The 16134-nt window shown below is 66.0% G+C and carries 12 protein-coding genes; 10 read left to right on the forward strand and 2 right to left on the reverse strand.

The window, feature by feature from the left end; genetic code table 11:
• The first annotated feature begins 63 nt into the window (after positions 1 to 63).
• The 10 genes from EG885_RS04480 (at position 64) to EG885_RS04525 (ending at position 14783) form a co-directional block, all read left to right on the forward strand.
• Positions 64 to 1662 (forward strand): lysine--tRNA ligase, encoded by a 1599-nt coding sequence (locus EG885_RS04480; protein ID WP_131573280.1) that lies wholly within the window; start codon positions 64 to 66, stop codon positions 1660 to 1662.
• A 207-nt stretch (positions 1663 to 1869) separates the two neighbouring features.
• On the forward strand, positions 1870 to 4164 hold the full coding sequence (locus EG885_RS04485) for a glycosyl hydrolase family 28-related protein (protein ID WP_131573281.1): 2295 nt from the start codon (positions 1870 to 1872) through the stop codon (positions 4162 to 4164).
• A gap of 65 nt (positions 4165 to 4229) precedes the next feature.
• A complete protein-coding gene (locus tag EG885_RS04490) occupies positions 4230 to 5783 on the forward strand; it encodes a SulP family inorganic anion transporter (RefSeq protein ID WP_131573282.1) in 1554 nt (517 codons plus the stop codon).
• Between the two features lie 179 nt (positions 5784 to 5962).
• The gene (gene acs, locus EG885_RS04495; protein WP_131573283.1) at positions 5963 to 7918 is read left to right on the forward strand and encodes an acetate--CoA ligase; all 1956 of its coding nucleotides are present in this window, start codon (positions 5963 to 5965) and stop codon (positions 7916 to 7918) included.
• A gap of 125 nt (positions 7919 to 8043) precedes the next feature.
• Positions 8044 to 8301: a DUF4212 domain-containing protein gene (locus tag EG885_RS04500; protein ID WP_131573284.1), complete on the forward strand. Its 258-nt coding sequence runs from the start codon at positions 8044 to 8046 to the stop codon at positions 8299 to 8301.
• Between the two features lie 10 nt (positions 8302 to 8311).
• Entirely contained in the window at positions 8312 to 10120 is a 1809-nt protein-coding gene (locus EG885_RS04505) for a sodium:solute symporter family protein (protein ID WP_131573285.1), read from the forward strand.
• 63 nt (positions 10121 to 10183) lie between these two features.
• Positions 10184 to 11995: a DUF294 nucleotidyltransferase-like domain-containing protein gene (locus EG885_RS04510; RefSeq protein ID WP_131573286.1), complete on the forward strand. Its 1812-nt coding sequence runs from the start codon at positions 10184 to 10186 to the stop codon at positions 11993 to 11995.
• Complete coding sequence (locus EG885_RS04515; RefSeq protein ID WP_242679493.1) at positions 11992 to 12510, forward strand: hypothetical protein; 519 nt, start codon at positions 11992 to 11994, stop codon at positions 12508 to 12510. Before EG885_RS04510 ends, EG885_RS04515 begins: the two co-directional genes overlap by 4 nt.
• The gene (locus EG885_RS04520; protein ID WP_131573287.1) at positions 12503 to 12865 is read left to right on the forward strand and encodes a response regulator transcription factor; all 363 of its coding nucleotides are present in this window, start codon (positions 12503 to 12505) and stop codon (positions 12863 to 12865) included. Before EG885_RS04515 ends, EG885_RS04520 begins: the two co-directional genes overlap by 8 nt.
• A 4-nt stretch (positions 12866 to 12869) precedes the next feature.
• On the forward strand, positions 12870 to 14783 hold the full coding sequence (locus EG885_RS04525) for a 3'-5' exonuclease (protein WP_242679494.1): 1914 nt from the start codon (positions 12870 to 12872) through the stop codon (positions 14781 to 14783).
• A 4-nt stretch (positions 14784 to 14787) separates the two neighbouring features.
• Here the strand turns inward: EG885_RS04525 and EG885_RS04530 are convergent, their stop codons facing one another.
• A complete protein-coding gene (locus EG885_RS04530; protein WP_131573289.1) occupies positions 14788 to 15237 on the reverse strand; it encodes a hypothetical protein in 450 nt (149 codons plus the stop codon).
• Positions 15238 to 15333: 96 nt separating this feature from the next.
• Positions 15334 to 16113, reverse strand: coding sequence for a molecular chaperone DjiA (locus EG885_RS04535; protein ID WP_131573290.1), 780 nt, complete (start codon positions 16111 to 16113; stop codon positions 15334 to 15336).
• Between the last annotated feature and the right edge of the window lie 21 nt (positions 16114 to 16134).

Raw genomic sequence — 16134 nt, forward strand, 5'->3', positions numbered from 1 at the left:
AAATTATTGACGATGCGCGGCGCTTTCAATAAGCGTTCCGGACCCATGACAGGAGATCCGCCCATGACCACCCTGCGCGACGCCGCGATGCAATCGAAGGCCTGGCCATTCGAAGAGGCGCGCCGGGTGCTGAAACGGTACGAGAAATCGCCCCCCGCCAAGGGCTATGTCCTGTTCGAGACCGGCTATGGCCCCTCGGGCCTGCCCCATATCGGCACCTTCGGAGAGGTCGCGCGCACCTCGATGATCCGCCGCGCCTTTCAGGAAATCAGCGACATCCCCACCAGGCTGGTCTGTTTTTCCGACGATCTGGACGGCATGCGCAAGGTGCCCGAGAACGTCCCCGATCAGGAACGGCTGAAAGATCACCTGCAGCTGCCGCTGACCTCGGTCCCCGATCCCTTCGGCACGCATGACAGCTTCGGCGCCCATAACAACGCCATGCTGCGGCGCTTTCTGGACACGTTCGGTTTTGAATACGAATTCGTCAGCGCCACCGAATATTACAAATCCGGCCAGTTCGACACGGTCCTGCTGCGCGCCGCCGAACGCTATGATGACATCATGGCGGTGATGCTGGCATCCTTGCGCGAGGAACGCCAGCAGACCTATTCCTGCTTCCTGCCGATCAGCCCGAAAACGGGCCGGGTGCTCTATGTGCCGATCAAGCATGTCGATGCCAAAGCGGGCACGATCACCTTCGACGAGGATGGTCAGGAAACCACCCTGCCGGTCACCGGCGGCCATGTGAAGCTGCAATGGAAGCCCGATTTCGGCGCCCGTTGGGCCGCCCTCGATGTCGATTTCGAGATGTATGGCAAGGATCACAGCACCAACACCCCCATCTATGACAAGATCTGCGAGATTTTGGGCGGCCGCAAACCCGAACATTTCACCTATGAGCTGTTTCTGGATCAGGACGGGCAAAAGATCAGCAAGTCCAAGGGGAACGGTTTGTCGATCGACGAATGGCTGACCTATGCCTCGACCGAAAGCCTGTCCTATTTCATGTATCAGAAACCGAAATCGGCCAAGCGCATGTATTTCGACGTGATCCCAAAGGCGGTCGACGAATACCACCAGCAGCTGCGCGCCTATCCGGGCCAGACGCCCGATCAGCAACTGGCCAATCCGGTCTGGCACATCCATGGCGGCGATGTTCCGGCCTCCGACATGGTGGTGCCGTTCCAGATGCTGCTGAACCTCGCCGCCGTGGCGGGTCAGACCGGCAAGGAGGGGCTCTGGGGCTTCATCCGTCGCTACGCCCCCGACACCTCGCCCGAAACCCATCCCGGTCTCGATCAGGCGGCGGGCTTTGCGCTGCGCTATTTCACCGATTTCGTGGCCCCCACCCGCGCCTTCCGCGCCCCCACCGACATCGAACGGGTGGCGATGCAGGATCTGGCCGCCCGACTTTCGGCCTGGGATCAGCCTGCCGATCCCGAAACCCTGCAATCGATGGTCTTCGCGGTGGGCAAGGATCACGGGTTCGAGCCCCTGCGCGACTGGTTCGGCGCCCTCTATCAGGTTCTGCTGGGTGCCGATCAGGGGCCGCGCTTCGGCGGCTTCATCGCGCTTTACGGGATCGATGAGACCCGCGCCCTGATCGAGGATGCGCTGGCCGGCAAGCTGGTCACCCCTCAGGCTCCGCTTCCGGCCTGATCCTTTCATCTTGGCGGAAATATCCTCGGGGGGTCCGGGGGGCAGACGGCCCCCCGGCCTGACGCCCGCCCCCGCGCCAGGCGTTGCGCGCCCATGCCCCGCAACGCCCGCATCGCCAAGACTTCGTTAACCACTCAGCGCCTATGCCTTGACGCATCGGACCGGGTCGCCGCGCCCGGCCATCATGCCGTCAGGAAGGGATAGCCGATGAATATTGCGATCACCAACGGGCTTTTGCTGATGCCCCCCGCCTTCAGGGCGGGGCTGGGCGCCTGGTCGCGCAGCGACGGAACCTCGGGCAGCCCGATCTGGGCGCAGGCGGCAAATGCATCGCTGGTCCCGGCCGATCAGGATTTCGGCGCCTGTCTGGAAATCGCCAAAGAACAGACAACCACCAGCCTGCGCTTCATGGGCGAGACGCCGATGATCCCCGGCGTCTATCTGCGCGTCTCGGCGCGCGTCAAGGCGGTGGCGGGGGCGCTGGCCAGTGTCCGCATCGCGGGCTGGGCGGGCAATGGCGCGCGGGCCGCCGTGCCGGGGCTGGTCACCACGGGCCCCACCGCCGCCCTGACCAGCTATGGCGAGGTGGTCGAGGTCAGCGCCATCGTCGGCGTAGGCCGTCGCGCGGGCGTGGACATGGCTTGGGGCGCGCAGCCTGTCTATGGTCATTTCGGGCTGGATCTGGTGGGCGCCAATGGCGGTGCCTTCCGCATCGAATCGATCCGGATCGAGGATATCACCGCGGCCTTCGTTCCCTCGCTGCTGGATTGGGTCGATGTGCGCGATTACGGCGCAGTGGGCGACGGGGTCACCAATGATCTGGCGGCGTTTCTGGCCGCCGACCGGGCGGCGGATGGCGGCTCGGTTCTGGTGCCTCAGGGGACGTTCTTCATCGGCGGCGATCTGTCCATCGAAAGCCCGATCCGCTTCAAGGGGCGCATCACCATGCCTGCGGCCAACCGCGCCTCGTTCATGCGCAGCTTTGATTTCCCGACCTATGCGGCGGCCTTCGGGGACGAAACGGTGGGCATGCAGAAGGCGCTGCAGGCGCTGCTGGGTTTCACCGATCACATCTCGCTGGATCTGTGCGGGCGGCGGGTGGATCTGACCGAACCGCTGACCCTGTCGGATCTGGCCCCGACGCTGGACGGGTTCTCGAACCGCCGGGTCATCCAGAACGGCTCGATCCAGGCCAAGGAGGGTCCGGCCTGGACTGTCGGGCGCGCCAGCAGCGTGGGCACCTACAACCCCGCCCAGCCCTTCCTGCTGACCGGCGTCGCCAATGTCGCCGCGATCGAGATCGGCAGCCGCGTCACCGGCAACGGCGTCGGGCGCGAGGTCTATGTCAATGACAAGAACGTCGCCACGGGCACACTGACCCTGTCCCAGCATCTGTATGGCGGGGCGGGCACGCGCAGCTATACCTTCGAACGCTATCGCTATCTGTTCGATTTCTCGGGCGTGCGCGAGCTGAGCCGGCTGAACTTCAACAAGATCGACTTCAACAGCGGGCGCGTGGCCAGCGGCGTGATGCTGGCCCCCAAGGGTGAGATGATCCAGTTCACCGATTGCTATTTCACCCGTCCCGTCAACCGCGGCATCACCTCGATCGGGCGCGGCTGTCAGGATCTGCTGGTCGATAACTGCCAGTTCATCTCGAACGATCTGGACCTGCCCGCCCAGCAGCGCACGACCGTTGCGATCAACGTCAATGCCAATGACATCAAGATCCGCAACAACCGCTTTGTGCGCTTCGCGCATTTTCTGGTGGCCAATGGCGGCGGGCATATCGTCTCGGGCAATCACTGGTTTCAGGGCGACGGCTCGGGCGAGGGGTTGCGCTATGCCGGGCTGGTGCTGACCCAGCCCAATGTGCAGACCACGGTATCGGGCAATTACATCGACAACGCCTCGATCGAATGGACGAACGAACACAGCGCGATCCCGAATTTCACCGGGACCGAGTTCAGCTTTGGTGGGCTGACCCTGACCGGTAACACCTTCCTGTGTTCGAACACCGCCCCCTGGTTCACCTGGATCACCGTCAAGCCCTATGGCACGGGGCATTTCATTCAGGGGCTGAACGTGGTCGGCAATGTGTTCAAGGCGCTGTTCGGCAATGTCACCCGGATCGACCGGGTCGATACCTCGATCGCCGATCTGAACTACAGCCAGATGCGCAACCTGCAGTTCGAGGCGAACACCTTCAACGGCATCGACACCTATGTTGCCAATCCGCTGATGGTGCAGGTCACCCAGAACACCGCCACCTCGGTCTGGACCAGCCCGGCGCTGAATGGTCTGCCGTTTCAGGGCTGGGCCAGATCGGTGCAATCGGTGGTGACCGAAACCGCGCTGATCAATCCGGGCGGCGCCCGCATCGATGCCAGCCCGACCGTCACGCCCGAGATTGGTGCCGCCCGCCGCCAACTGCGCCTGAACTGGGCACAGCCCTTGCGCGGGCGGGTCTGCATCTATGCCCGGATGGACCGCCCGCAATAGGGCGGGGCGGTTGACACGGGTGGGGGCCGGGCGCAACTCTGGCCCCCACCCGACCGGAGCGCCGCATGGCCTATCGTCCTGCCTTCCTTGACGTTTCCTTTGATCTCAAAGACCTGCAGGCGGGTCTGACGGTCGCCATCGTGGCGCTGCCTTTGTCGCTGGCCATCGCGATCGCCAGCGGCGTGGGGCCGGAACGCGGGCTGGTCACCGCCATCATCGGCGGCTTTCTGGTCAGCGCAATGGGCGGCACCCGCCATCAGATCGGCGGCCCCGCCGGGGCCTTTATCGTGCTGGTCGCCGGTTGCGTCGCTGCCATCGGGATCGAGGGGCTGGTGCTGGCCACGATCCTGTCCGGCATCATGCTGGCCGTTCTTGGCGCGCTGCGGCTTGGCGGGGCGATCCGCTTTGTGCCCTATCCGGTCATCCTGGGTTTTACCGCCGGCATCGCGGTGATCATTGCCGCCAGCCAGCTGCGCGATCTGCTGGGCCTGACGCTGTCCGGCCCCGAACCCGGCATGCTGATCCCCAAGCTGGCCGCCCTGTGGGATGCCCGCGCGACCCTGTCGCCGGGATCGGCCATCATTGCCGCGCTGACCGTGGTGGTCATTCTGGCCTGCCAGCGATGGGCGCCGCGCCTGCCTGCGATGCTGCTGGGCATCGTTGCGGCCACGCTGGCCGCGCAACTGCTGGACGCGCCGTCGGTCTTTGACCGCTTCGGCGCGCTGCCCGCCGGTCTGCCCATGCCGGTTCTGCCCGCTTTGGGCTGGGATGCGGTTCTGGCCGCGCTGCCTTTTGCGGTGGCCTTCACCCTGCTGGGGGCCATCGAATCGCTGCTGTCGGCGATGGTCGCCGATCAGATGTCGGGCAGCCGGATGCGCCCCGATGACGAGCTGATCGGGCAGGGTCTGGCCAATATCGGCGCGGGCCTGTTCGGGGGGTTCTGCACCACCGGCACCATCGCCCGCACCGCGACCAATGTGAAGGCGGGCAGCCGGGGTCCGGCCTCGGGGATGATCCATGCGGGGCTGCTGCTGGGGTTCCTGCTGCTGGCGGCGCCGCTGGTGGGGGCGATCCCGCTGGCGGGGCTGGCGGGGCTGCTGATGATCGTGTCGTGGAAGATGATCGAGACGCATGCCATCGCCCATCTGATCCGCATGGACCTGCCCGAGGCCGGGGTGATGGCCGCCACCTTTCTGACCGTCGTGCTGGACGATCTGACCTCGGGCATCCTTCTGGGCATGGCGCTGGCCGGGCTGCTGTTCATCGCCCGCATGTCGCGCGAGGGGCAGGTGCGATCGTTGCCCACAGGTCCCGACGCGCCGCATGACCAGATGACCATTCATCTGACCGGGCCGGTCTTCTTCGGCTCGGTCGCGCGGATCGAGGGCGCGCTGGACCGCATCAACGCCCATCCGCGCCTGCTGCTGCTGCAGATGTCCGATGTCACCCTGATCGACCGCAGCGGCGCGCGGATGATTCAGGATTTGACCGCACGGCTGGCGCGGCGGGGCACGCAGGTGGTCGTGATCGGCGCATCCGATCGTCAGGCTCAGGCGCTGAACGGCAGCGTTCCGACCGCCACCGACCCGGCCCATGCCCGGACCCTGACGGGCTTGTGAACGATTTACAGGACCGTCCTGTTTTTGGTCAATATATTTACAAAATAATCCTTTAAAAAAAGACACTTAACTATTCATTGCGGATGTGGTTAACATAGCTCTCATAACAGCCCGTTGCACCGTTCCTGGAGGGGGACCGCATCCGGGGCTGGTCCATGGCCGCGACGAGGGGGGATGTCATGAGCGCTGAAAACATTCAGAAACACGCAATTCCGGCAGCAATGCAGGACGCCCGTGTGGGGCCTGCCGATTACACGCGGCTTTATGACGAATCGATCCGCGATCCAGAAGGGTTCTGGTCGCGTGAAGGCCAGCGGCTGGACTGGATCACGCCTTACGCCAAGGTCAAGAACACCGATTTCGCGCTTGGTCAGGTCAGCATCAAGTGGTTCGAGGATGGCGTGCTGAACGCCTCGGTCAACTGCATCGACCGCCATCTGGCCACGCGCGCCAACCAGACCGCGATCATTTTCGAGCCCGATGATCCCAACACGCCCGCCCAGCACATCACCTATGCGCAGCTGTCCGACCGGGTGAACCGCTTTGCCAATGTGCTGCTGAGCCAGGGGGTGATGCGCGGCGACCGGGTGGTGATCTATCTGCCGATGATCCCCGAGGCCGCCTATGCGATGCTGGCCTGCGCGCGGATCGGTGCGATCCATTCGATCGTCTTTGCAGGCTTTTCGCCCGATGCACTGGCCAACCGGATCAACGATTGCGGCGCCAAGCTGGTCATCACCGCCGACACCGCCCCGCGCGGCGGCAAGCGGACCAACCTGAAATCCAATGCCGATGCGGCCCTGCTGCATTGTTCCGACAGGGTCCGTTGTCTGGTGGTCAAGCATACCGGCGACCAGACCACCTGGATCGAGGGCCGCGACGTCGACGTCAAGGCGATGATGGAAGAGGTCGCTCCCGATTGCCCGCCCCGCCCGATGGGGGCCGAGGATCCGCTGTTCATCCTTTACACCTCCGGCTCGACCGGCAAGCCCAAGGGTGTCGTGCACACGACCGGTGGCTATCTGGTCTATGCTGCGATGACGCATGAATACACCTTCGACTATCGCGATGGCGATGTCTTCTGGTGCACGGCCGATGTGGGCTGGGTCACCGGGCACAGCTATATCGTCTATGGCCCGCTGGCCAATGGTGCGACCACGGTGATGTTCGAAGGTGTGCCGACCTGGCCCGATGCCGGTCGCTTCTGGGAGGTCTGCGCCAAGCACAAGGTCACCCAGTTCTATACCGCCCCCACCGCCATCCGTGCGCTGATGGCCAAGGGCCCGGATTTTGTCGCGGCCCATGACCTGTCCAGCCTGCGCATCCTTGGCACCGTGGGAGAGCCGATCAACCCCGAGGCCTGGAACTGGTATGACGAACATGTGGGCAAGGGCCGTTGCCCCATCGTCGATACATGGTGGCAGACCGAAACCGGCGGCCATCTGATCACACCCTTGCCGGGGGCGACGGAAACCAAGCCCGGATCGGCCACCGTGCCGTTCTTTGGCGTCCTGCCGGTCATTCTGGACGCGGCCACCGCCGAGGTGCAGCAGGGCGATCCGGCCGAGGGCGTGTTGTGCATCGCCGACAGCTGGCCCGGCCAGATGCGCACCCTGTGGGGCGATCACGCCCGTTTCGAAGAGGCGTATTTCCAGCAATATCCGGGCTATTACTTTACCGGCGACGGCTGCCGGCGGGACGAGGACGGCTATTACTGGATCACCGGGCGCGTCGATGACGTGATCAATGTCAGCGGCCATCGCATGGGCACGGCCGAGGTCGAATCGGCGCTGGTCGCCCATGAAAAGGTCGCCGAGGCGGCGGTCGTCGGTTACCCGCACGCCATGAAGGGGCAGGGCATCTATGCCTATGTCACCCTGATGAACGGCGTCGAGCCGACCGACGCCCTGCGCGCCGATCTGGAAAAATGGGTGCGCACCGAAATCGGCCCGATCGCCAAGCCCGACCTGATCCAATGGGCGCCGGGCCTGCCCAAGACACGTTCCGGCAAGATCATGCGCCGCATCCTGCGCAAGATCGCGGAAAACGACCACGGCACCCTGGGCGATATCTCGACCCTGGCCGAGCCCGAGGTCGTCGATGAACTGATCGCCAACCGCATGAATCGCGGCTGACGACCGGCCGGGGGGGCCGGGATGGGGCCCCCCAGAATGCCGCCCGCCCCCGCCGCCGGGGTCAGGGCGCAGACCGACATAAGGCGGATCGACCCCGATGTCTGAACAGGGAGGGACCTACGGACATGAGTGACAGACAATCTTCGAATGCCTATTGGCAGGCCAATCTTCGCATCATCTATATCAGCCTCGCGATCTGGGCACTGGTGTCCTATGGCTTTGGCATCATCCTGCGACCGCTGATCTCGTCGATCCCGGTCGGGGGCACCGATCTTGGTTTCTGGTTCGCCCAGCAGGGATCCATCCTGTTCTTCATCGTGCTGATCTTTTTCTATGCATGGCGGATGAACCGCTTGGATGCCGAACACGGCGTGGACGAGTGAGGAACCAGCCATGAGCCAATTCACCCTGAACCTATTGTTCATCGGCGCCTCATTCGCGCTGTATATCGGCATCGCCATCTATTGCCGGGCGAAGTCGACGGCGGAATTCTATGCCGCCAACCGTGGCGTCAGCCCGGTCATGAACGGCATGGCGACCGCCGCCGATTGGATGTCGGCGGCCAGCTTCATCTCGATGGCGGGTCTGATCGCCTTTACGGGATACGACAACTCGACCTATCTGATGGGCTGGACGGGCGGCTATGTGCTGCTGGCCCTGCTGCTGGCGCCCTATCTGCGCAAGTTCGGCAAGTTTACCGTGCCGGAATTCATCGGCGACCGGTTTTATTCGCCGACCGCGCGGATCATCGGCGTGATCTGCCTGCTGATCGTGTCGATCACCTATGTGATCGGTCAGATGACCGGCGTGGGCGTCACCTTCTCTCGCTATCTGGAAGTGTCGAATTCGACCGGTCTGTGGATCGGTGCGGCGCTGGTCTTCTGTTATGCGGTTCTGGGCGGCATGAAGGGCATCACCTATACGCAGGTTGCCCAATATGTCGTGCTGATCATCGCCTATACCATTCCGGCGATCTTCATCTCGTTGCAGCTGACCGGCAACTTCCTGCCCCAGCTGGGACTGTTCGGGACGCATGAAGCATCCGGCATGGCCTTTCTGTCCAAGCTGGACCTGCTAGTCACCGACCTTGGTTTCCGCGAATATACCGCGCATCACAATTCGACCCTGGACATGGTGCTGTTCACCATGGCGCTGATGATCGGCACGGCGGGTCTGCCGCATGTCATCATCCGGTTCTTTACCGTTCCCAAGGTGTCTGATGCGCGCAAATCGGCGGGCTGGGCACTGGTCTTCATCGCGCTGCTCTATACGGTCGCCCCGGCGGTCGGATCGATGGCGCGCTTCAATCTGACCGCAACCATGTGGCCGGGCGCGTTGACCGGCGACACCTACAGCCAGCCTGCCGTCTCGCTGGATGCGATCGAGACCGCGCCCGAACTGGAATGGATGCGCAACTGGCAGGTCACCGGGCTGCTGAACTGGGAAGACAAGAACGGCGACGGCCTCATCCAGTATTATAACGACGCCGCGACCGAAGGCCCGGCTGTCGAGATGGCCGCCGCTCAGGGTCTGGCCGGAAACGAGCTGACCACCGTGAACAACGACATCATGGTGCTGGCCAACCCGGAAATCGCTAACCTGCCGGGCTGGGTCATCGCCATCGTCGCCGCAGGCGGTCTGGCGGCGGCACTGTCCACCGCGGCGGGTCTGCTGCTGGCGATCTCGGGCGCCGTGTCCCACGACCTGATCAAGGGCACGCTGATGCCCAATATCAGCGAGCGGGGCGAACTGAACGCGGCGCGCATCTCGATGGCGCTGTCGATCCTGGTGGCGACCATTCTGGGTCTGAACCCGCCGGGCTTTGCGGCGCAGACCGTGGCGCTGGCCTTTGGCCTTGCCGCCAGCTCGATCTTTCCGGTTCTGATGATGGGGATCTTCTCCAAGCGGGTCGGCAAGGAAGGCGCGATTGCGGGGATGATCGCGGGCATGCTGTCCACGATCCTGTATATCTTCGTCTACAAGGGCTGGTTCTTCATCGGCGGCACCAACATGCTGCCCGACACGCCCGACGCATGGCTGTTCGGCATCTCTCCGGCATCCTTCGGGACCGTCGGTGCGGTGATCAACTTTGCCGTGGCCTTCGGTGTCTCGGCGGTCAGCCAGCGTCCCCCCGCCCATGTGCAGGAGCTGGTCGAATCGATCCGCGTTCCGCGCGGTGCAGGCGACGCGGTCGCGCACTGATCCGATCCTGCCGCGTCCCCCGGTCCGGGGGGCGCGGCGCCCTTTCCTCAACAGGTGTCCCGGATGTCCGAGCGCATTGTCGATTTCATCGCCACCGTGCATCCCTATGACAGCCTGACGCGGGATGAGCTGGCGCGCGTCGCCGACTTTTTCAGCCGCAGGCCCTTTGCACCCGGCGATCTGATCTATGAATTCGGCGACCGCTTGCCGGGTCTGTATCTGATCGAAAGCGGCCATGTCGCGGTGACCGACCGCAATGGCGACAGCGTGTCCCAGTTGGGGCCGCGAAATTCGTTCGGCGAACGCGGGCTGTTGCGCGACGGGGTGGCGGTCACCACCGCCCGTGCGATGGACGATGCCGTCATCCTGATGTTGCCCCGGGCGCAGGTGACCGGGCTGATCGCGGATCACCGGGCCGTGGCGCGGTTTTTCGACCGGGGCCGCGGTCCCGTCGATCGCGGCAGCGATGTGGCCCGCCTTAAGGTCGGAGAGCTGTTGTCGGGCAAGCCCGTGACCTGCGACCCAGAGACCCCGATCATCGAGGCCGCGCGCCTGATGCGCGACGCCCGCATCAGCAGTCTGGGCATCACCGAGGGCACCCGGCTGATCGGGCTGGTCACCATCCGCGACATGTCGTCCCGCGTGGTGGCCGAGGGGCGCGACATGCGCCAGCCGGTGCGCGCGGTTATGACCCCCGATCCGGTGACGCTGGCGCCGACCGCGCTTGGCTATGATGTGCTCAACATCATGCTGGAGCGTCGCATCAGCCATCTGCCGGTGGTCGATCAGGGCCGCTTCATCGGCATGATCAGCCAGTCCGATCTGACCCGCGTGCAGGCGATCTCGGCCGCCGGGCTGATCCGAGAGGTCGCGCAGGCGGGTGACGTCGCCGCGATGGCCCGCGTCACCGGCCGCATCCCGGAATTGCTGTCCCAACTGGTCCAGACCCGCCAGCGCCACGAGATCATCACCCGCATGATCACCGATATCGCCGATGCGGTCACCCGCCGCCTGCTGGATCTGGCCGTGGCCGATCTGGGACCGGCGCCGGGCCTGTGGGTCTGGGCCGCCTGCGGCAGTCAGGGGCGGCAGGAACAGACAGGCCTGTCCGATCAGGACAATTGCCTGATCCTGGCGCCGGGCTGCGATCCGCTGGACCCGTGGTTCGCAGCACTGGCGCGGCGGGTCTGCGACGGTCTGGACGCCTGCGGCTATGTTTTTTGCCCTGGCGACATGATGGCCACCAACCCGCGCTGGTGTCAGCCGGTGCCGGTCTGGCGCGGCTATTTTCAGGACTGGATCGCGCGGCCCTCGCCCGAGGCGCAGATGCTGGCCTCGGTGATGTTCGATCTGCGCGCCATCGGTGGCGAGGCCGCGCTTCTGGACGATCTGCACCGCGAAACGCTGCAGGCCGCGTCGAGGAATTCGATCTTTGTCGCGCATATGATTGCCAATTCCCTGAAACACCGCCCCCCCCTTGGGCTGATCGGCGGCTTTGCCACGATCCGATCGGGCGAGCATCGCCACCATATCGACATGAAGCATAACGGCGTCGTGCCGGTCACCGATCTGGCCCGCGTCTATGCGCTGCAGGGCCGGATCAGCGCCGTGAACACCCGCGCAAGGTTGGAGGATGCCGAAACGCGGGGCGTCATCTCGGGGTCGGGGGCGCGCGATCTGATCGCGGCTTACGACATGATCCAGACCGTGCGGCTGGACAATCAGGCGCATCTGGTGCGCGCGGGGCGCAAGCCCGACAATTACCTCTCACCGGCGGATCTGCCGGATTTCGACCGCAGCCATCTGCGCGACGCCTTTGTCGTCGTGCGGGGGATGCAGTCGGCGGTGGGACATGGAAAGGGAATGCTGGGATGAACGAGGTCGGAATGGCCGGAATGGGGGCCGATCTGCTGGGCGTCTTTGCCGTGGCCGTGGGCGCCTTTGCGGTGCTCTATGCGGGCATGCATGCGGCGCGCAAGGCGGGCCTGTCGCCGCCGCCATGGCTGCTGACGGCGGGAATCGGGCTGGCCATGGTCAGCTATTCGGTCTGGAACGACTATGCCTGGTTCGACCGGGCGCGCGGTGCCCTGCCGGACGGCGCGCAGGTGCTGATCGTGGGCCGCGACAGCCAGATGTGGGCGCCATGGACCTATCTGGTCCCGGTCGAGGTGCGCTTTGCCGCCCTCGATCCCGCGCAGATCGCCGATGCGGCGGACGGCACCCGCAGCGCCCAGATCATGCTGGTCGAACGGCGCGGCCAGACGATCGTCGTGCCGCAGGATTTCGACTGCGCAGGCGCCCGCATCCGCCCGGCGCGCGGCGACTGGATGCCGGCGGGCGACGATGCCGCCTTTGACGCGGTCTGCGCCCATGGAGGCCCGAATGGCTGACATTCTGGTCATCGAGGATGAGGATAACATCGCCACCGCGCTGGATTTCCTGCTGACTCGCGACGGCCATCGCCATGACCGCATCGCGACCGGCAAGGGCGCCGTGGACCGCATTCGCGAAACCCGCCCCGATCTGGTGCTGCTGGATGTGATGCTGCCCGAGGTCTCGGGCTATCAGATCGTGCAGGATGTGCGGGCCGATCCCGATCTGGCCGGGGTGCGGGTGCTGATGATGACCGCGCGCGGATCGGTGGTGGAACGCCGCAAGGGGCTGGCGCTTGGCGCCGACGGGTTCATTGCCAAACCCTTCGAGCTGGCCGAGCTGCGGGCCGAGATGGCCCGGCTGCTGGGATGATGTGATGGCCCGCCTGTCCCTGCGCCTGCGGATATTGCTGCTGTTCGCGGCCGCTTGGGCTGCGGCGCTGCTGCTGGCCGGGCTGGCGCTGTGGCGGGCCGGGCAGGGCGGGGCGGATGCGCTGGTGCAGGGCGCGATGCTGGCCGGGTTCGGGTTGACCGGCGTGCTGACTGGCCTGTGGCTGCTGTTCGACCACAATGTCGCCCGACCGATCGAGACATTGGCGGGCGCACTGCGCACGGGCCAGGTGCCCGACCCCGAACCCTCGCGCCATCTGGCCGATCTGGGGCCCGCCGCGCGTGATGCGGCACTGGCCCGCGCGCGGTCTGATCAGGCGCTGACGCAGGCGCTGGATGCGCATGCGGCGGAACTGGCGCGCGAAAAGGCCAGCCTCGAAGCGATCCTGGGCGATTTCGGGGCGGGCGCGGTGATGGCGGATGCGCGGGGGCGGCGGGTGGTCTTTTACAACGCCAGCGCCGCGCGGCTGCTGCCGGGGCTGGCGCTGGACCGGGCGCTGGACAGCCTGCTGACCCCCGGCGCCCTGCAAAGCGCGCAGGTGCGGCTGGCGGCGGGGGCGCCGGCGACCGATCTGAGCTGCCTGACGGCACAGGGGGTGCGTCTGACCGGGCGATTGCGGCGCATCGACAGCATGGGCGACGGGGGCCTGCTGCTGATCCTGCGCGACCACGCCGTCGAACGCCCCGCCCCCCGCGCCACGCTGGAGGCGCTGCGCCGCCATGCCGCGACGCTGGTGCCGATGCTGGACGCGCTGGACGGCCCGATCCCGCCCGCTTTGGCCGCGGCGATCCGGGCCGAGGGGCAGGGCTTGGCCAGCACCACCCGCACCCTGTCGCAGATTCTGGCCAGCGATGCGCCCGTGGACGTGGCGGGTCTGGACGAACTGGCAGCGGGCCTGACCCCTGCCGCCCCCCTGCCTGCGGTCGGTTTCCGGGCCGAGGCGGCGGGCATGAATGCGCTGTTGCTGGCGCTGCAATCGCGGCTGCAGGATCTGGGCCATGCGCCCCGCCTGGCTGTCCACCCCGAAGCGGGCGATCAGATGCGGCTGGCACTGGAATGGACCGGCGCGCCGGTGCCTATCGATCTGCTGGACGGATGGCTGGCCGATGCCCCTGATCCCGGCCAGCCCGGCCTGACGGGAACCGAGATCCTCGCCCGCCACGGCACCGGCCTGTGGCCCGAACGTGACGGTGCGACCGCGCGGCTGGTCATGCCGCTGCCGCTGGCCCAGGGGCAGACGGCGGCGGGCGGGGTGACCTATGATTTCGCGCTGGCTTTGCGCGGGGCGGCCTCGTCCCGGCTGGCGGATCTGACCTGCGTGGTCTTTGACACCGAAACCACCGGCCTGTCGGATCACGACCGCATCGTGCAGATCGCCGGGCTGCGGCTGGCGCGGGGGCGGCTGACGGGCGAACGCTTTGACACGCTGGTCCATCCGGGCCGTCCGATCCCGCCCGCCTCGACCGCCATCCACGGCATCACCGATGCGATGGTGGCCGATGCCCCCGATCTGACGGCAGCGCTGACGGCATTTCGGCATTTTTGCGACGACAGCGTGCTGATCGCCCATAACGCCCCCTTCGACATGGGCTTTCTGCGCCGAGCCGAGGCGCAGACCGGGGCGCATTTCCCCAACCGCGTGCTGGACACGGTGGCCCTGTCCGCCATCATCTGGGGCAGTTCCGAGGTGCATTCGCTGGATGCGCTGACCGAACGGCTTGGCATCGAGATCCCGTCCGAGGCCCGCCACACCGCCATGGGCGACACCATCGCGACCGCTCAGGCCTTTCTGCGCCTGATCCCCGCGCTGGAGGCCAAGGGCATCACCCGATTCGAAGAGGCCTTGGCCGAGGCCCGCCGACATCGCCGCCTGATCGCGGATGCGAACCTGCGGTCGTGACGGATCAAAGCGCGATCTGCGGCTGGTCCGACGGTGGCAGGGGGGCCGCATCGGGGGCGGCATCATCATCGGGCTGCAACGTCTCGCCCATCGGCGGCGGCGGCGGGGCGCCCTCGCGGCGGCGGATCAGGATATCGCCGTTGGGCAGGCGTTCGGGCGCCTGATAATTGCGCACATCATCGACCTGCGTCGCCAGATCGCGCAGCACCGGACCCATCTGCCGCAGCGCCCCGGACAGATCCTGCGTCAGATCATTGGCATTCGGCTGGCCCTCGGGGTCTGCGGCATCGTCGCCCCCGAACAGCTGGCCGATGATCGCGCCCAAGCTACGCTCGATCACGCCGAGTTCTTCAGGCGCGGTGGGCTCCTCGGGCGGCGGGGTGATGTTCTGCGCGTGCAGGGGACCGGCCGACAGGGCCAGCATCAGGGCGAGGGGGGTAAGGATCCGGTTCATGCCGTCAAGATGGGGCCGGGCGCGGGGTCATGCAAGGTTCAGTCTGGCCGATCCCCTGCGGCGCCAAGGCGGGCATTCAGAACCGGCGCAATTCCGTCAGGCCGCGCCGACATGCGGCCCGTTTGCCGGCGCGCCGCGCGGTCCCGTTTGGGGATCGGGACGAAACCGGGTGCGATAGCTGTCCCAAGCCTCGTTCAGGCGGCGGGTGCGGGCCTCGGCCAGACGGATCGCCTCGGGCGGCAGGCCGCGACCGATGGCATGATCGGGATGGCTTTCGCGCACCAGCTTGCGCCAGCGGCGCTTGACCTCGTCCAAGGGTGTGTTCGGCTCGACCCCCAGAACCTCGCAGGGGGGGCAACCACTGCCCCGGTCGTAGCGGCGCCGGATCGCCGAAATCTGACCTTCAGACAGGCCGAAGATGCGTCCGACCTCGGCCAGGAACAGGATTTCGGCCTCGTGCAGGGCGCCATCGGCGACGGCGATGACGAACAACCCCTCCATCACGTCCAGCAAAACCGGGTCACCGGGCTGGAACATGGCCGCGATCTTGCGCGCCCAGGCATCAAAGCCTGCCACATCCTGCCGCGCCAGATCAAACACCCGGGCGGCGTTCTTTTCCTCGGACCGGGGAATGATGAAGACCCGGCGAAAGGCCGCGACCTCGGACCGGGCAACGGCGCCATCGACCTTGGCCAGTTTGGCCCCAAGCGCGATCACCGCGATGGTGAAGGCGACCGAGCGTTCCTTGGGCGTGGCCGGACGGTTCGTCCACATGAAGGCCACCATCCGGTCGGCCATCCTCTGCCAGAAGCTGCGGGGCTTGGGCAGGTCGGGGCACGGGCCGGTGCAGGTCAGGGGGGTTGCGCAACAATCCATGACCCCAGATTAGCCGCTAAC

Source organism: Paracoccus nototheniae, from assembly GCF_004335005.1.
GTDB lineage: Bacteria > Pseudomonadota > Alphaproteobacteria > Rhodobacterales > Rhodobacteraceae > Paracoccus > Paracoccus nototheniae.

Bases quoted from the DNA above. Each gene is read 5' to 3' on its own strand.
- EG885_RS04480 (WP_131573280.1), top strand. From the start codon at position 64: ATGACCACCCTGCGCGACGCCGCGATGCAATCGAAGGCCTGGCCATTC.
- EG885_RS04485 (WP_131573281.1), top strand. From the start codon at position 1,870: ATGAATATTGCGATCACCAACGGGCTTTTGCTGATGCCCCCCGCCTTC.
- EG885_RS04490 (WP_131573282.1), top strand. From the start codon at position 4,230: ATGGCCTATCGTCCTGCCTTCCTTGACGTTTCCTTTGATCTCAAAGAC.
- acs (WP_131573283.1), top strand. From the start codon at position 5,963: ATGAGCGCTGAAAACATTCAGAAACACGCAATTCCGGCAGCAATGCAG.
- EG885_RS04500 (WP_131573284.1), top strand. From the start codon at position 8,044: ATGAGTGACAGACAATCTTCGAATGCCTATTGGCAGGCCAATCTTCGC.
- EG885_RS04505 (WP_131573285.1), top strand. From the start codon at position 8,312: ATGAGCCAATTCACCCTGAACCTATTGTTCATCGGCGCCTCATTCGCG.
- EG885_RS04510 (WP_131573286.1), top strand. From the start codon at position 10,184: ATGTCCGAGCGCATTGTCGATTTCATCGCCACCGTGCATCCCTATGAC.
- EG885_RS04515 (WP_242679493.1), top strand. From the start codon at position 11,992: ATGAACGAGGTCGGAATGGCCGGAATGGGGGCCGATCTGCTGGGCGTC.
- EG885_RS04520 (WP_131573287.1), top strand. From the start codon at position 12,503: ATGGCTGACATTCTGGTCATCGAGGATGAGGATAACATCGCCACCGCG.
- EG885_RS04525 (WP_242679494.1), top strand. From the start codon at position 12,870: ATGGCCCGCCTGTCCCTGCGCCTGCGGATATTGCTGCTGTTCGCGGCC.
- EG885_RS04530 (WP_131573289.1), bottom strand. From the start codon at position 15,237: ATGAACCGGATCCTTACCCCCCTCGCCCTGATGCTGGCCCTGTCGGCC.
- EG885_RS04535 (WP_131573290.1), bottom strand. From the start codon at position 16,113: ATGGATTGTTGCGCAACCCCCCTGACCTGCACCGGCCCGTGCCCCGAC.